The organism is Streptomyces sp. NPDC060000 (assembly GCF_042737375.1).
Classification (GTDB): Bacteria; Actinomycetota; Actinomycetes; order Streptomycetales; family Streptomycetaceae; genus Streptomyces.
In genome coordinates, this window is sequence record NZ_JBHWUU010000086.1 from 1 (window position 1) to 13021 (window position 13021).

The 13021-nt window shown below is 73.0% G+C and carries 12 protein-coding genes; 4 read left to right on the forward strand and 8 right to left on the reverse strand.

What is annotated here, in order from left to right; genetic code table 11:
• Window positions 1-159: 159 nt before the first annotated feature.
• Both ACFWBB_RS34710 and ACFWBB_RS34715 read right to left on the reverse strand, forming a co-directional pair.
• Complete coding sequence (locus ACFWBB_RS34710; protein ID WP_020125228.1) at window positions 160-819, reverse strand: response regulator transcription factor; 660 nt, start codon at window positions 817-819, stop codon at window positions 160-162.
• A gap of 243 nt (window positions 820-1062) precedes the next feature.
• On the reverse strand, window positions 1063-1731 hold the full coding sequence (locus ACFWBB_RS34715) for a DUF3000 domain-containing protein (RefSeq protein ID WP_385280721.1): 669 nt from the start codon (window positions 1729-1731) through the stop codon (window positions 1063-1065).
• A 433-nt stretch (window positions 1732-2164) separates the two neighbouring features.
• Between ACFWBB_RS34715 and hemE the strand changes: the two genes are divergently transcribed.
• Window positions 2165-3232: a uroporphyrinogen decarboxylase gene (gene hemE, locus ACFWBB_RS34720; protein ID WP_385280723.1), complete on the forward strand. Its 1068-nt coding sequence runs from the start codon at window positions 2165-2167 to the stop codon at window positions 3230-3232.
• 6 nt (window positions 3233-3238) lie between these two features.
• Here the strand turns inward: hemE and ACFWBB_RS34725 are convergent, their stop codons facing one another.
• Window positions 3239-4051, reverse strand: coding sequence for a rhomboid family intramembrane serine protease (locus tag ACFWBB_RS34725; RefSeq protein ID WP_385280726.1), 813 nt, complete (start codon window positions 4049-4051; stop codon window positions 3239-3241).
• A gap of 124 nt (window positions 4052-4175) precedes the next feature.
• Between ACFWBB_RS34725 and ACFWBB_RS34730 the strand changes: the two genes are divergently transcribed.
• On the forward strand, window positions 4176-4445 hold the full coding sequence (locus ACFWBB_RS34730; RefSeq protein ID WP_385280728.1) for a hypothetical protein: 270 nt from the start codon (window positions 4176-4178) through the stop codon (window positions 4443-4445).
• 108 nt (window positions 4446-4553) lie between these two features.
• Here ACFWBB_RS34730 and ACFWBB_RS34735 read toward each other — a convergent pair whose 3' ends face one another.
• Both ACFWBB_RS34735 and ACFWBB_RS34740 read right to left on the reverse strand, forming a co-directional pair.
• Window positions 4554-5942 carry an FAD-dependent oxidoreductase gene (locus ACFWBB_RS34735; RefSeq protein WP_385280731.1) on the reverse strand — a complete coding sequence of 463 codons (1389 nt, stop codon included), beginning with the start codon at window positions 5940-5942 and terminating at the stop codon, window positions 4554-4556.
• A 27-nt stretch (window positions 5943-5969) separates the two neighbouring features.
• Window positions 5970-7028 (reverse strand): DUF4349 domain-containing protein, encoded by a 1059-nt coding sequence (locus tag ACFWBB_RS34740; RefSeq protein WP_385280734.1) that lies wholly within the window; start codon window positions 7026-7028, stop codon window positions 5970-5972.
• 158 nt (window positions 7029-7186) lie between these two features.
• Between ACFWBB_RS34740 and hemG the strand changes: the two genes are divergently transcribed.
• Together hemG and hemQ are read left to right on the forward strand one after the other, a co-directional pair.
• Entirely contained in the window at window positions 7187-8644 is a 1458-nt protein-coding gene (hemG, locus tag ACFWBB_RS34745; protein ID WP_385280736.1) for a protoporphyrinogen oxidase, read from the forward strand.
• 5 nt (window positions 8645-8649) lie between these two features.
• Window positions 8650-9381, forward strand: a complete 732-nt coding sequence (gene hemQ, locus ACFWBB_RS34750) for a hydrogen peroxide-dependent heme synthase (protein WP_385280738.1) — start codon at window positions 8650-8652, stop codon at window positions 9379-9381.
• On the opposite strand, the gene ACFWBB_RS34755 is transcribed toward hemQ, so the two are convergent.
• The 3 genes from ACFWBB_RS34755 to ACFWBB_RS34765 all read right to left on the reverse strand — a co-directional run bounded on the left by ACFWBB_RS34755 (window position 9382) and on the right by ACFWBB_RS34765 (window position 12801).
• Window positions 9382-11007 (reverse strand): alpha/beta hydrolase, encoded by a 1626-nt coding sequence (locus ACFWBB_RS34755; protein ID WP_385280741.1) that lies wholly within the window; start codon window positions 11005-11007, stop codon window positions 9382-9384. It abuts the gene before it with no gap.
• Window positions 11008-11138: 131 nt separating this feature from the next.
• Window positions 11139-11915, reverse strand: a complete 777-nt coding sequence (locus tag ACFWBB_RS34760) for a TIGR04222 domain-containing membrane protein (protein ID WP_385280744.1) — start codon at window positions 11913-11915, stop codon at window positions 11139-11141.
• Between the two features lie 109 nt (window positions 11916-12024).
• Entirely contained in the window at window positions 12025-12801 is a 777-nt protein-coding gene (locus ACFWBB_RS34765) for a DUF4142 domain-containing protein (RefSeq protein WP_385280746.1), read from the reverse strand.
• Window positions 12802-13021 lie beyond the last annotated feature (220 nt).

The window sequence follows — 13021 nt, forward strand, 5'->3', positions numbered from 1 at the left end:
CCGACGGAACGTTCCGTCGGCGGGCGCCGGAGGGTCGTAAACCGGTCAGGCCGGCGAACGAAGGAGAAGAGATCGGGAAGAAACCGGGAAAAGACGGGAGGAGCCGGGCCAGGAGATTCGGGGTGGTCCCGGGGGACCGCCGGGGTACCGGGTGGGAGGTCAGTGGATGATGCCGGTCCGCAGGGCCACCGCGACCATGCCGGCGCGGTCACCCGTGCCGAGCTTGCGGGCGATACGGGCGAGATGGCTCTTGACGGTCAGCGCGGACAGGCCCATGGAGACGCCGATCGCCTTGTTCGACTGGCCTTCCGCGACCAGTCGCAGCACCTCGACCTCACGGCCGGAGAGCTCGCGGTAGCCGCCCGGGTGACTCGGGGCACCCGGGGGGCGGCGGTGCAGACGGGCGGCCGAGCCCATGGGGGCGGCACCGGGACGGCTGGGAAGGCCGAGGTTGGTACGGGTGCCGGTGACCACATAGCCCTTGACTCCGCCCGCGAGGGCGTTGCGCACGGCGCCGATGTCGTCGGCGGCGGAGAGGGCGAGCCCGTTGGGCCAGCCCGCGGCGCGGGTCTCCGACAGCAGGGTGAGGCCGGAGCCGTCGGGCAGGTGGACGTCGGCGACGCAGATGTCGCGGGGGTTGCCGATGCGGGGACGAGCCTCCGCGATGGACGAGGCCTCGATGACGTCGCGCACACCGAGCGCCCACAGGTGACGGGTGACGGTGGAGCGGACGCGTGGGTCGGCCACGACCACCATGGCGGTGGGCTTGTTCGGGCGGTAGGCGACCAGGCTTGCGGGCTGCTCGAGGAGAACGGACACCAGGCCTCCTGGGTGGGGGACGGGAGCCGGCTCGCGGGGCTTGCGGGGAAGGAAGCCGGGACGAACCGTGCTTTCAAGGTCACAGTCGTCTTCGGCAGCGAACCCGGGGTCCTTTAGAGAATGATCACGATCTAGTGAGTAACAATCCGTGCAATTCGGACACGCGATCGATCATCCGAAGATCGAGTCGGTTTAAGTGGGTGTCTTACGGGATCGAAAATGGCCGTATCGACAAAGAGATGGTCAACGTGAGTGTGGCCCCCTGCGCTGTGGCAGCGTCACCACCGACGCGTCCCCCGGACCGGCCGGCGGCAGCCCCGCCACCTGCGCGAGCAGATCGCACCAGGACGCCAGGTGCGCCCCCGTCTCCGGCACGCCGCCCAGCCCCTCGCGAGGTGTCCAGGAGGCCCGGATCTCGATCTGGGAGGTCGCCGGGCGCTCCGCCAGGCCGCCGAAGTAGTGCGAACTCGCGCGCGTGACGGTCCCGCTCGGCTCGCCGTAGGTCAGCCCGCGCGCCTGGAGCGCGCCGGTCAGCCACGACCAGCACACCTCCGGCAGCAGCGGGTCCGCGGCCATCTCCGGTTCCAGTTCGGCCCGGACGAGGGTCACCAGCCGGAACGTCCCGTGCCAGGCGTCGTGCCCGGCCGGGTCGTGCAGCAGCACCAGCCTGCCGTCGGCCAGGTCCTGGTCGCCGTCCACGACCGTCGCCTCCAACGCGTACGCGAACGGGGCGAGCCGCTTCGGGGCCGGCGTGCACTCGACCTCGATCTGTGGCCGCAGCCGTGCCGCCCTCAGCGCCTCGACTGCCGCCCGGAAGGGCGGTGGACCCGACCTGTTGCCATCCCCGTCCCCCTCGTTCGCGTCATCCATCCCGCCAGCGCCGTCCGACAGTCGTCCCTGAGCCGCAGCCATGCGGGGAAGGTTAAGGGGAACGGGGCCTTCGCGCAGGGCAAGACACCCGTGCGGGCCTCGCGGACGGGTGCGCGCTGGGCGAACAGGCGCACGGCCCGCGCACGCCCGAGGACCACGACTCACGCCCGACAACCGGCCCGACCGCGACCTGCAGGGTCACGGCGGCGGCCCGGCAGGGAGTCGGTGGCGGCCCGGCGGCAGCCTGCCGTGGCCCGGCTGCGGCGGGGTGGGACCCGGCGGGGGCACGCGGCGACCCGTCAGTGGTCCGGTGGTGGCCCGGCAGCCGCACGGTGGCGGCCCGGCATGGACCCGGCGGTGGGCTCGTCAGGGGTCCGGGGTGGCCCGGCGGCGACCCGGTAGGGAGTCGGTTGCGGGGCGGGGGCTGTGCAGGGGGCGGGGTCGCCGTCTTCGGCGGCGTGGGAGACTTGCCGGCGTGAGTGCGAACGAGAGCCCGGCGGGCCGGCAGCCGACAGCGACCTACGACAGTGCCTTCCTGAAGGCGTGCAGGCGCGAACCGGTGCCGCACACGCCCGTGTGGTTCATGCGGCAGGCCGGGCGCTCACTGCCCGAGTACCGCAAGGTCCGCGAGGGCATCGCGATGCTCGAGTCCTGCATGCGGCCCGAACTGGTCACCGAGATCACCCTCCAGCCGGTGCGCCGGCACAACGTGGACGCGGCGATCTACTTCAGCGACATCGTCGTCCCGCTCAAGGCCATCGGTATCGACCTCGACATCAAGCCGGGCGTCGGCCCGGTCGTCGAGCGCCCGATCCGCACCCGCGCCGACCTCGCCCAGCTGCGCGACCTCACCCCCGAGGACGTCTCCTACGTCACCGAGGCCATCGGCCTGCTGACGGCCGAGCTCGGCGCCACCCCCCTCATCGGTTTCGCGGGCGCTCCTTTCACCCTCGCGAGCTACCTCGTCGAGGGCGGCCCGTCCCGCACGTACGAGAACGCCAAGGCGATGATGTACGGCGACCCCGAGCTCTGGGCCGACCTGCTCGACCGCCTCGCGGAGATCACCTCCGCCTTCCTGAAGGTGCAGATCGAGGCGGGCGCGAGCGCCGTCCAGCTCTTCGACTCCTGGGCCGGCGCGCTCGCCCCGGCCGACTACCGCCGCTCGGTGCTGCCCGCCTCCGCGAAGGTCTTCCGCGCGGTCGAGGGCTACGGCGTCCCGCGCATCCACTTCGGCGTCGGCACCGGCGAGCTGCTCAAGCCGATGAGCGACGCCGGAGCGGACGTCGTCGGCGTCGACTGGCGCGTCCCGCTCGACGAGGCCGCCCGCCGGGTCGGTCCCGGCAAGGCGCTCCAGGGCAACCTCGACCCGACCGTCCTGTTCGCCGGCACCGAGGCGGTCGAGGCCAAGACTCGCGAGGTCCTCGACGCGGCCGCCGGCCTGGAGGGTCACATCTTCAACCTCGGACACGGCGTCATGCCGTCCACCGACCCCGACGCGCTGACCCGTCTCGTCGACCACGTCCACACGCAGACCGCCCGCTGAGCCGCCTCACCAGCTGTGCCGGGGGCGCGCCCGTCTGCCGAACAGCAGACCGCGCGGCTCCGGCGGCGGGGGCGTGCCCGCCTTGAGCGGCCAGGCGAGCAGCATGCCCGCGAGGAAACCGACGACGTGCGCCGCGTACGCCACGGTGCCCGCGCCGGACACACCCTCGCCGGAGGAGTACACCGCCTGCAGCCCGAACCAGAAGCCCAGCACCAGCCACGCCGGCAGGCGCAGCGGCAGGAACACCAGGAACGGGACGAGCACCCACACCCTGGCCTTCGGATACAGCACCAGATAGGCGCCCAGCACCCCCGCGATCGCCCCGGACGCGCCGATCAGCGGGTCGGTCGAGTCGGCGTTGAGCAGGGCGAAACCGTACGACGCCGCATAGCCGCAGACGACGTAGAAGAGTGCGAAGCGCACGTGCCCCATGCGGTCCTCGATGTTGTTGCCGAAGATCAGCAGGAACAGCATGTTGCCCAGCAGGTGGAGCCAGCCGCCGTGCAGGAACATCGCGGTGAGCACGCTCAGCGCGGGCGACTTGTCGTAGCCCGGCGGGTTCACCACACAGGTCGCGCCGCGTACCTCGCCGGTGGGGACGAGCTGCGGCAGCTGATGGTGGATCAACTCGCGTGGTACGGCGGCGTAATGCTCGAGGAAGGCGTGCAGATGACACGTCTGGGCCAGGCTGCTGTCGCCCGCCACGGAGCCGGACAGACCGGGCATGAACAGGAAGACGAAGACGTTCACCGCGATGAGGGCGTACGTCACCACCGGGGTGCGGCGCACGGGATTCACGTCATGGACGGGGATGACCACAAGGAAGTACTGCCCCCGATCCGTTCGGTGAACCGGTGAACGCGGATCCCCACGGGCGCGTATGAACCGTCAACCGCTCGCGGTACGAGGAAGGCGGGCCGCGGGGACGACGTGAGGAACAGGCATGAACGACCGAGTTACTTCCCCGATGCACGCGACCCCCGACGGCGAGGCGGAGATCTCCCTGGTGATCCGGCTGCCCTGGGAGGACGTGGCGCGGCTCGGCCAGGAGGCCGGGCGGCTCGCCGCGCAGATGCAGCGGCCGGTGACGCTGGACGAGGCGGTCAGCAGCCGTCTGCGGTCGCGGCCGGCACCCGCGGCGCACGCGAAGCCCGCGGAGCAGCCCGCCACCGCGGCTGTTTCCGCCTTGCCGAGGCTCAGCGGGACTGCGTAGCCGCCCCGCGGGGAGGCCGCAGGGCGTGGGTGGGTGCGGCGGCCGCGAGCAGTCGGTGGCCGGTCGCGCCCACGCGGCGCAGCCGCGGATCGACGCCGTTCCGCGCCCCTAACGTCCGCCGGCGTGCACCTTGGCCGTGGCCTTCCTGGCAGCCACCAGCACCGGGTCCCAGACCGGGCTGAACGGCGGCGCGTACCCGAGGTCGAGGACCGTCATCTGTTCCACCGTCATCCCGGCCGTCAACGCCACCGCCGCGATGTCGACGCGTTTGCCCGCGCCCTCCCTCCCGACGATCTGGACGCCCAGCAGACGGCCCGTCCTTCGTTCGGCGATCATCTTGACCGTCATGGGGGAGGCGCCGGGGTAGTAGCCGGCGCGGCTGGTGGACTCGATGGTGACCGTCTCGAACCGGAGGCCCGCGCGGCGGGCGTCCTTCTCGCGGAGGCCGGTGCGGGCGATCTCCAGATCGCAGACCTTGCTGACGGCCGTGCCGACCACGCCGGGGAACGTGGCGTAGCCGCCGCCTACGTTGGTGCCGATGACCTGGCCGTGCTTGTTGGCGTGCGTGCCGAGGGGAATGTGGCGCTCCTGGCCGGAGACCAGGTCGAGGACCTCGACGCAGTCACCGCCGGCCCAGACCGTCCCGGCGGCCAGGGACCCGCGCACCCGCATCGCCAGGTCGGTGAGCAGCCCGCCGTGAGTGCCCAGGGGCAGCCCTGCGGCCTTCGCCAGCGCGGTCTCCGGGCGGACGCCGATCCCCAGCACCACCACGTCCGCCGGGTACTCGGCGTCCTCGGTGACCACCGCACGTACGTGGCCGTCCTCGGCGGTCCGCAGCGCGGTGACCTCGGTGTCGTTCACCATGGTGATGCCCAGGCCCTCCAGGGCCCGGTGCACCAGCCGGCCCATGTCCGGGTCGAGGGTCGACATCGGCTCGCTGCCCCGGTTGACGACCGTCACCCGGTAGCCGCGCTTGATGAGCGCCTCGGCCATCTCCACGCCGATGTAACCCGCCCCCACGACCACGGCCCGCTTCCCACGCGCGCGTGACAGCGTGTCGAGCAGCGCCTGCCCGTCGTCCAGGGTCTGCACCCCGTGCACCCCCGCCGCGTCCGCGCCAGGCATGTCCGGCCGGATCGGCCGGGCCCCGGTCGCGATGACGAGCTTGTCGTACGACGTCCAGGACCGCGCCCCGGAATCCAGCGCACGCGCGCGTACCCGCCGCCCCGCGACGTCGATCTCCGTGATCTCCGTGCGCAGCCGCAGGTCGATCCCCCGCGCGCGGTGTTCCGCGGGCGTACGGGCGACCAGATCGTCCCGTTCGGTGACGTCGCCGCCCACCCAGTAGGGGATGCCGCACGCCGAGTAGGACGTGAAGTGGCCGCGTTCGAAGGCCACGATCTCCAGTTCCCCCGGCCCCTTCAGACGGCGGGCCTGGGACGCCGCGGACATGCCCGCGGCGTCACCGCCGATCACCACCAGTCGCTCGATGCTCATGCGAACACGCTACGGGGCGCTCACAGTTCAGTCCCGCCCGGGCTCACGCGCCTCGCCTCCCGCCTGCCCGGCCTCGGTCTGCCCCGCCTCGGTCTGCCCGGCCTGTCCGGTCCCGGCCCGCGCGGTACCTGTCTGCCCGGGCACACCCAGCCCGGCCCAGCTCGCCTCCGTCGCCCTTCGGCGCGGCCGCACCAGCCGCAGCCACGCCAGCAGGATCAGGACGCCCACCGCCAGGAACGGCAGCACCGCGCCGAACGCGACGGCGATCCAGCGCAGCATCGTGACGAACGCGTCCCAGCCGCCCGCCAGCGCGTCCACGAACCCGGGGTCGTCGTCCTCGGCGGCCAGGGCGACCGGCTTCTCGGACAGGGTCAGCGTGACGGTCGCCAGGCTCGTGCGGTCCCTGAGGGACGCCTGCTGGGCGAGCAGCGCCTCCAGGTCGGCCTCCCGGCTGCTCAACTCGCCCTCCAGGGTGACCACGTCGCTCAGCTTGGTGGCCCGGTCCATCAGCTCGCGGACCCGGGCGACGCTGGCGCGCTGCGAGGCGATGCGGCTCTCGACGTCGACGACCTGGTCCGTGACGTCCTGGGTCTTCGCCGTCCGCTCCAGGAGCTTGCCCGCGCCCTGGAGCGCGGCGAGGACGTCGTCGTACTTGCCGACGGGGACCCGCAGCACCACCCGGGTCCGCTCGGCGCCGTCCTCGTCCCGGACGGTCGTCTCGTCGCCGACGTAGCCGCCCGCGTTCTCGGTGGTCGCACGGGCCTCGTCCAGGGCCTTCGGCACGTCCTTGACCTGCACGCTCAGGGAGGCGGTGCGGATGATGCGGTTGACGGTGAGGTCCGGCGCGGCGGTGGCCTTCGAACCGCTCGCGCCCGCGCCCTCCTTCGCGTCCTGGGCGCCCGCGTCCTGGGCGCCGGCCTCTCCGACGGCGGCCTTGTCGGCCCCGCTGCTCTCGCCCGAGTCGCCCCCGGCGCTGCATCCGGTGAGCGCGAGGGCCGCGGCGAGCGCGATCGCGGCCAGGGCGTGGACGGGCGGGGCGAGGCGTCGTACTGAGCGTCCGTGTCCTGCGGAACGGCGTGTGCGCATGTGGGTGTACCCCCGGGGTTCTGACAACCTGACGCCCCTTCGACGCCCGGGCCGGCCGAAACGTTGGCGGGGGATCGGTTCCGAAGAGGTCACGGTCGGGACGCGGGGAGGACACCGGGGGCGGCGGGGGTGTCGGTGCGGTCTGAGAGAGTGGGCGTATGAGCGCAACGGGTACGGGCACGGGGCAGCACGTCGTCGTCGTCGGGGCCGGGATCGCCGGTCTCGCCGCCGCCCACCGGCTGCTCACGCGCGGGGCGCGGGTGACCGTGCTCGAGGCCTCCGACCGGGTGGGCGGCAAGCTGCTGCCCGGCGAGATCGCGGGCGCGCGCGTGGACCTGGGCGCCGAGTCGATGCTGGCCCGCCGCCCCGAGGCGGTCGCCCTCGCGCGGGAGGTGGGTCTCGCCGACCGCCTGCGGCCGCCGGCCACCGCGACGGCCTCGATCTGGACCCGGGGCGCGCTGCGCCCGATGCCCAAGGGCCATGTCATGGGCGTCCCCGGCACGGCGACCGCCCTCGCCGGAGTGCTGTCCGACGAAGGCCTCGCCCGTGTCGAACGCGACGCCGACCTGCCCCGCACCGAGGTCGGGGAGGACGTGGCGGTCGGGGAGTACGTGGCGGCGCGCCTGGGCCGCGAGGTCGTCGACCGCCTCGTCGAACCCCTCCTGGGCGGGGTGTACGCAGGCGACGCCTACCGGATCTCGATGCGCTCGGCCGTCCCGCAGCTCTACCAGGCGGCCAGGACCCACACCTCGTTGACGGAGGCCGTCCGCGAGATCCAGGCGAAGGCCGCCGCGAACGCGCAGACCGGCCCGGTGTTCATGGGCATCGTGGGCGGTGTCGGCTCCCTGCCGCTCGCGGTCGCCGAGTCCGTCGAAGCGCGCGGCGGCGAGATCCGCACCCGGGTACCGGTGACCGGGCTGCGCCGCGCACCCGGCGGGGGCTGGCGGGTCACCGCGGGGGAGCGGGAGCTGCACGCCGACGCCGTGGTCGTCGCCGTCCCCGCGCCGGCCGCCGCCGCGCTGCTGGCCGCCGAGTCCCCTGGGGCCGCCGCCGGACTGCGCTCGGTGGAGTACGCCTCCATGGCCCTGGTCACCCTCGCCTACCGGCGCGCCGACACGGATCTGCCCGACGGCAGCGGCTTCCTCGTCCCGCCCGTCGACGGACGCACCATCAAGGCGTCCACCTTCGCCTCCCGGAAGTGGGGCTGGATCGCCGAGGAGAACCCGGACACCGTCGTGCTGCGCACCTCCGTGGGGCGGTACGGCGAGACGGAGATCCTGGGGCGCGAGGACGCCGACCTCGTCGCCGTCTCCCGGCACGACCTGCGCGCGGCCACGGGACTGGACGCCACCCCCGTCGAAACGCGCGTCACCCGCTGGACCGACGGTCTGCCCCAGTACCCGGTCGGCCACCACGCGCGCGTGGCCCGCATCCGCGAGCAGGTCGCCGAGCTCCCGGACCTCGCCGTGTGCGGCGCGCAGTACGACGGCGTGGGCATCCCGGCCTGCATCGCGAGCGCGTACGCCGCGGTCGACCAGCTAGGCGGTGACCTGAGCGCGGTACGGGACCTCGCGGCCAACCCGGTGCAGAGTCTGCACGGCGGAGCGGGAGAATGAGGAGCATGAGTGACGACGCCCCCACCACCGAGTCCGGCAGGGTCCCGAACAAGGGCAAGCTGGCCAAGGACCTCAACGAGGTCATCCGCTACACGCTGTGGTCCGTCTTCAGGCTGAAGGACGTACTGCCCGAGGACCGCGCGGGCTACGCCGACGAGGTCCAGGAGCTGTTCGACCAGCTCGCCGCCAAGGACGTGACGATCCGCGGCACGTACGACGTGTCCGGCCTGCGCGCCGACGCCGACCTCATGATCTGGTGGCACGCCGAGACCGCCGACCAGCTCCAGGAGGCGTACAACCTGTTCCGCCGCACGAAGCTGGGCCGCGCCCTGGAGCCGGTCTGGTCGAACATGGCGCTGCACCGCCCGGCCGAGTTCAACCGCTCGCACATCCCGGCGTTCCTCGCCGACGAGACGCCCCGCAACTACGTGAGCGTCTACCCCTTCGTGCGCTCCTACGACTGGTACCTGCTGCCCGACGAGGACCGTCGCCGGATGCTCGCCGACCACGGCAAGATGGCCCGCGGTTACCCGGACGTGCGCGCCAACACCGTCGCCTCGTTCTCACTGGGCGACTACGAGTGGATGCTGGCCTTCGAGGCCGACGAGCTGTACCGCATCGTCGACCTCATGCGCCACCTGCGTGCCTCCGAGGCCCGTATGCACGTGCGCGAGGAGGTCCCGTTCTACACGGGCCGCCGTAAGGACCTCACGGAGCTGGTCGCGGGCCTCGCCTGATCAGCGTCCCCGCCGGGCGGCGCGCTCCGCGGGGGCGGCCGCCGGCCGGGGTTCCGCGTGCGCCGCGCAGGCGGCGCGCCGAACCGGGAGCCGCCCCTCCAGCAGATACGCGTCGAGATGGCCGTTGACGCACCGGTTGGGCCCGCCCGCGATGCCATGGGTGCCGGCATCCCGCTCCGTCACCAGTACCGAACCCGACAGGCGCCGGTGCATTTCGAGGGCCCCGGCATACGGCGCGGCCGCGTCCCGTTCGGCGGCCAGGATCAGGGTCGGCGGCAGTTCGCCCGGCCCGGTCCGCACATCGATTGGGCGCTGCCGGGGCGCCGGCCAGTACGCGCACGGCAGGTTCGCCCACACGTTGTCCCACGTCTCGAACGGCGCGACGCGCGCCAGCCGTGTGTTGTCGCGGTCCCACACCCTCCAGTCCGTCGGCCAGGACGCGTCGTTGCACTCCACGGCCGTGTACACGGCATTGGCGTTCTCCGCCTCGGCGGCGGCCTCCCGCACCGGCCCGGCCTGCGCGATCAGCTGCTTCGGATCGCCCTTCAGATACTCCGACAGCGCCTGCGCCCGCGCGGGCCAGTAGTCGTCGTAGTACCCGGCCTGGAGGAACGCGCCCTGGAGCTGTCCCGGCCCCACCTTCCCGCCGGCCGGCTCGGCGGCCAGCCGGGCGCGCGCCCGCTCGTAACTGTTCAGCACCTCCTCCGCCGTGCCGCCGAGGCCGTACACGTCGTCGTGCCTGGCGATCCACTCGCGGAAGTCCGTCCAGCGGCTCTCGAACGCGGCCGACTGGTCGAGGTTGTTGCGGTACCAGATCTGCGCCGGGTCCGGGTTCACGGCCGCGTCGAACACCATCCGCCGCACATGGGAGGGGAACAGCGTCGCGTAGACCGCCCCGAAGTAGGTGCCGTACGACGCGCCCATGAACGTCAGCCGCTCCTCGCCGAGCGCGGCGCGCAGCACGTCCAGGTCGCGGGCGTTGTTGACCGAGTTGTAGTGCCGCAGGGCGCTGCCCGACCGCTTCGCGCAGCCCCGCGCGTACGCCTTCGCCTGCGCGACGCGTTCCCGCTTGTACGACTCCGAGGGGTGGACGGGGGCGGGGGAGGGTCCCTTGAAGAATCGCTTGGGGTCCTGGCAGGACAGGGGCGCCGAACGGCCGACCCCGCGCGGGTCGTAGCCGACGAGGTCGTAGGCCGCGCCGATGCGCTTCCACTCCGGGAGCAAACCGATCAGCGGGAAGTACAGACCCGAGCCGCCGGGACCGCCCGGGTTGAAGACCAGCGCGCCCTTCCGGGGCACCCGGTGCTTGCTGTTGTGCGGGTCCCGGTGGGTGGCCCGTACCCGGCTGACGGTCAGCTCGAGCTGCTTGCCGTTCGGGTCCGCGTAGTCGAGCGGGACGGTGACCGTGCCGCACTGCATGCTGCCGGGCAGGTCCTGGGCGGCGGAGCACTTCCCGAAGTCGACGCCCTTCGCCGCGGCCCGAGCGGCGGCGAGTACGACACCGGGTGAGCCGGAGAGTCCGGTGGCGCCCGCGACGCCGCCCGCCGGGGCGCCGCCTGCCGGGACTGCGGAGAGGGCGGTCAGGAGCAGGGCTCCTGCGGCCGAGTGGAGGGCGGCGGCTCTCATCGGGTGTCCCTTCGGTGCACGGCGGCGACAAGAGGGATGGTTGGTTCGACCGTGGGGTAAGGCAAGCACCACCGGCGGGTGTCGGCGCCAATGCCCCCTGTGCGCCCCCCGGTGGTCGGGCGCGCCCTTCTTCAGTCGCGCGCGTGCTGCTCGCGATGTGCGAAGGCCGCCCGCAGGTCCGGTTCGCCCACCGCGCGGATCCCGCGTACGGCGACGGAGGTCAGGTACGTGCGGTCGTCCTCCACGGCACCGGCGCGCCGCGCCAGCGCGCCCAGCAGCCGCTGCCCGGCCGGGGAGGCCCAGCGCGAGTACGGATGCACTTCGACCCGCGCTATGGCGAGGCAGCTCAGGGTGAGGGCCAGGGGCAGCGCGAACCAGAGCGCGACCAGGTCACGGGGCATGTCCGGGGTGGCGGGGACCAGCAGGGCGGTGGCGCCCAGTGCGAGGACGACCACGGCGGCGGCCCGCACCTGCCGCACCCCGGCCGCGACCGTCGTACGGGCCCCGTCGGGCACCGCGAGACCGGCGCGGACCAGCCGGTCGGCGAGGCCGCCCACCGCGTCCGCGGCGGCCGCGGCCGCCCGCACCGGCGCGATACGGGACTGTCCCCCGGGTCCGATGGCCCCGATGACCGACCGCTCCATCTCGTCCCGCCCGCGCGGGTCCACGACGGTCGCCCAGCCGGTGTGGGCGAGCACCAGCCGGCGCTGCCGCGCCATGGAGACCATGGTCAGATCGGCGACCCGGCCGGGTCCGCCGGACAGGAAGGCCGCCTCGTAGAGCGTCAGATCATGTCCCCGGCCCGCGTTCTCGTCGACGGTCGCCGCCCGAACGGCGGCCAGACACAGCCGTGTGGACGCCGCACCCGCGACGGCCCATGCCAGCAGCAGGAGAAGCACCCAGACCATGCCGCGTTTCTATGCCATGCGCACCGCGGAACGCCATGCCCTGTTCATCATCCGGACCGAGTGTTTGCGGGTACGTGACGTTCCGTTCGCCCTCGCCCTCGCCCCGGCCTCAGGAGCCGGGCGGCGGGCTGGCCGCGGCCGGCGGGAGCGGGTAGGTGGGAGACGGCGAGGGACTCACCGGCACGGCGGGCACGGGGTCCGTCGTCGGGCCCGGCGGGCCGGGGGAGCGGGTGATCGGCGGAGTGCTGCCGGTGGCCATGTCCCGGGCGAGGGCGTCGAAGTCGACGTACCCGGTGGCCTCCAGGATCTTGATGTGGTCCAGCACGGTGGTGTTGGCGTCGTCGGCGAGCTCGCGCACCAGCGAGTTACGGGTACCGGCCCGCACCTGGGCGACGACGGAGAACACCCGCCCGTGCGCGAGGCGCAGGATGTTCGCGAACTCGCGGTCGTACTCCACGCCCTGCGCCGCGTCGAGCTCGCTCAGCCAGCCCTTCTGCTGGTCGTTGGGCTGGTTCGGCAGCGCGAGGCCCAGCCGGGAGGCGACGGTACGCACCCGCTCGTCCAGGAAGGTGTGCCCCTCGACCAGGTGCCGGCCCGCGGTCCGCACGGCCTCGGTCGTCCCCTTGGCCTGCGCCTGCTGACCGGCGGGCAGCTCCCACAACCCCGCCAGCCGGACCTTCGTGACGAATTCCCGGTCCAGCGCTGACAGCGGCCCGTACTGCGTCGACACCGTCTGGGCGTTCAGTACGTCCACCCCGGTGCCCGACCGGTCGGCGTACGACCAGATCGGGAAGACCAGCGCCGCCAAGGTCGCCGCCAGGCCCGTGAGGATGAGCCCGGTACCACTGAAGATGCCTCTGCCCTGGATCGGGGGTCGCGGCCGCATGGGGTGCCTCCTGCTCGCGGCACTGCACGCTAGTGCGCTTCGGTTGCGGGACTGGCATATTACTGCGCCTGCCCGGGCAACTGCCGTACGGCGGCAAAGGGTTGGAATACGGGTATATCAGGCGACGCGAGAGAGGTGAATGAGGTCTCAAAAGGGGAGGAACGGTGGGGAAACGGTGGGGGAAGTGGTTACGGCGTGCTCGGGCTGCGGTCGGGTGTTA

Bases quoted from the DNA above. Each gene is read 5' to 3' on its own strand.
- ACFWBB_RS34735 (WP_385280731.1), bottom strand. From the start codon at position 5,942: ATGAGCATCGAGCGACTGGTGGTGATCGGCGGTGACGCCGCGGGCATG.
- ACFWBB_RS34755 (WP_385280741.1), bottom strand. From the start codon at position 11,007: ATGAGAGCCGCCGCCCTCCACTCGGCCGCAGGAGCCCTGCTCCTGACC.
- ACFWBB_RS34730 (WP_385280728.1), top strand. From the start codon at position 4,176: ATGAACGACCGAGTTACTTCCCCGATGCACGCGACCCCCGACGGCGAG.
- ACFWBB_RS34740 (WP_385280734.1), bottom strand. From the start codon at position 7,028: ATGCGCACACGCCGTTCCGCAGGACACGGACGCTCAGTACGACGCCTC.
- ACFWBB_RS34715 (WP_385280721.1), bottom strand. From the start codon at position 1,731: ATGGCTGCGGCTCAGGGACGACTGTCGGACGGCGCTGGCGGGATGGAT.
- ACFWBB_RS34760 (WP_385280744.1), bottom strand. From the start codon at position 11,915: ATGGTCTGGGTGCTTCTCCTGCTGCTGGCATGGGCCGTCGCGGGTGCG.
- hemG (WP_385280736.1), top strand. From the start codon at position 7,187: ATGAGCGCAACGGGTACGGGCACGGGGCAGCACGTCGTCGTCGTCGGG.
- ACFWBB_RS34765 (WP_385280746.1), bottom strand. From the start codon at position 12,801: ATGCGGCCGCGACCCCCGATCCAGGGCAGAGGCATCTTCAGTGGTACC.
- hemQ (WP_385280738.1), top strand. From the start codon at position 8,650: ATGAGTGACGACGCCCCCACCACCGAGTCCGGCAGGGTCCCGAACAAG.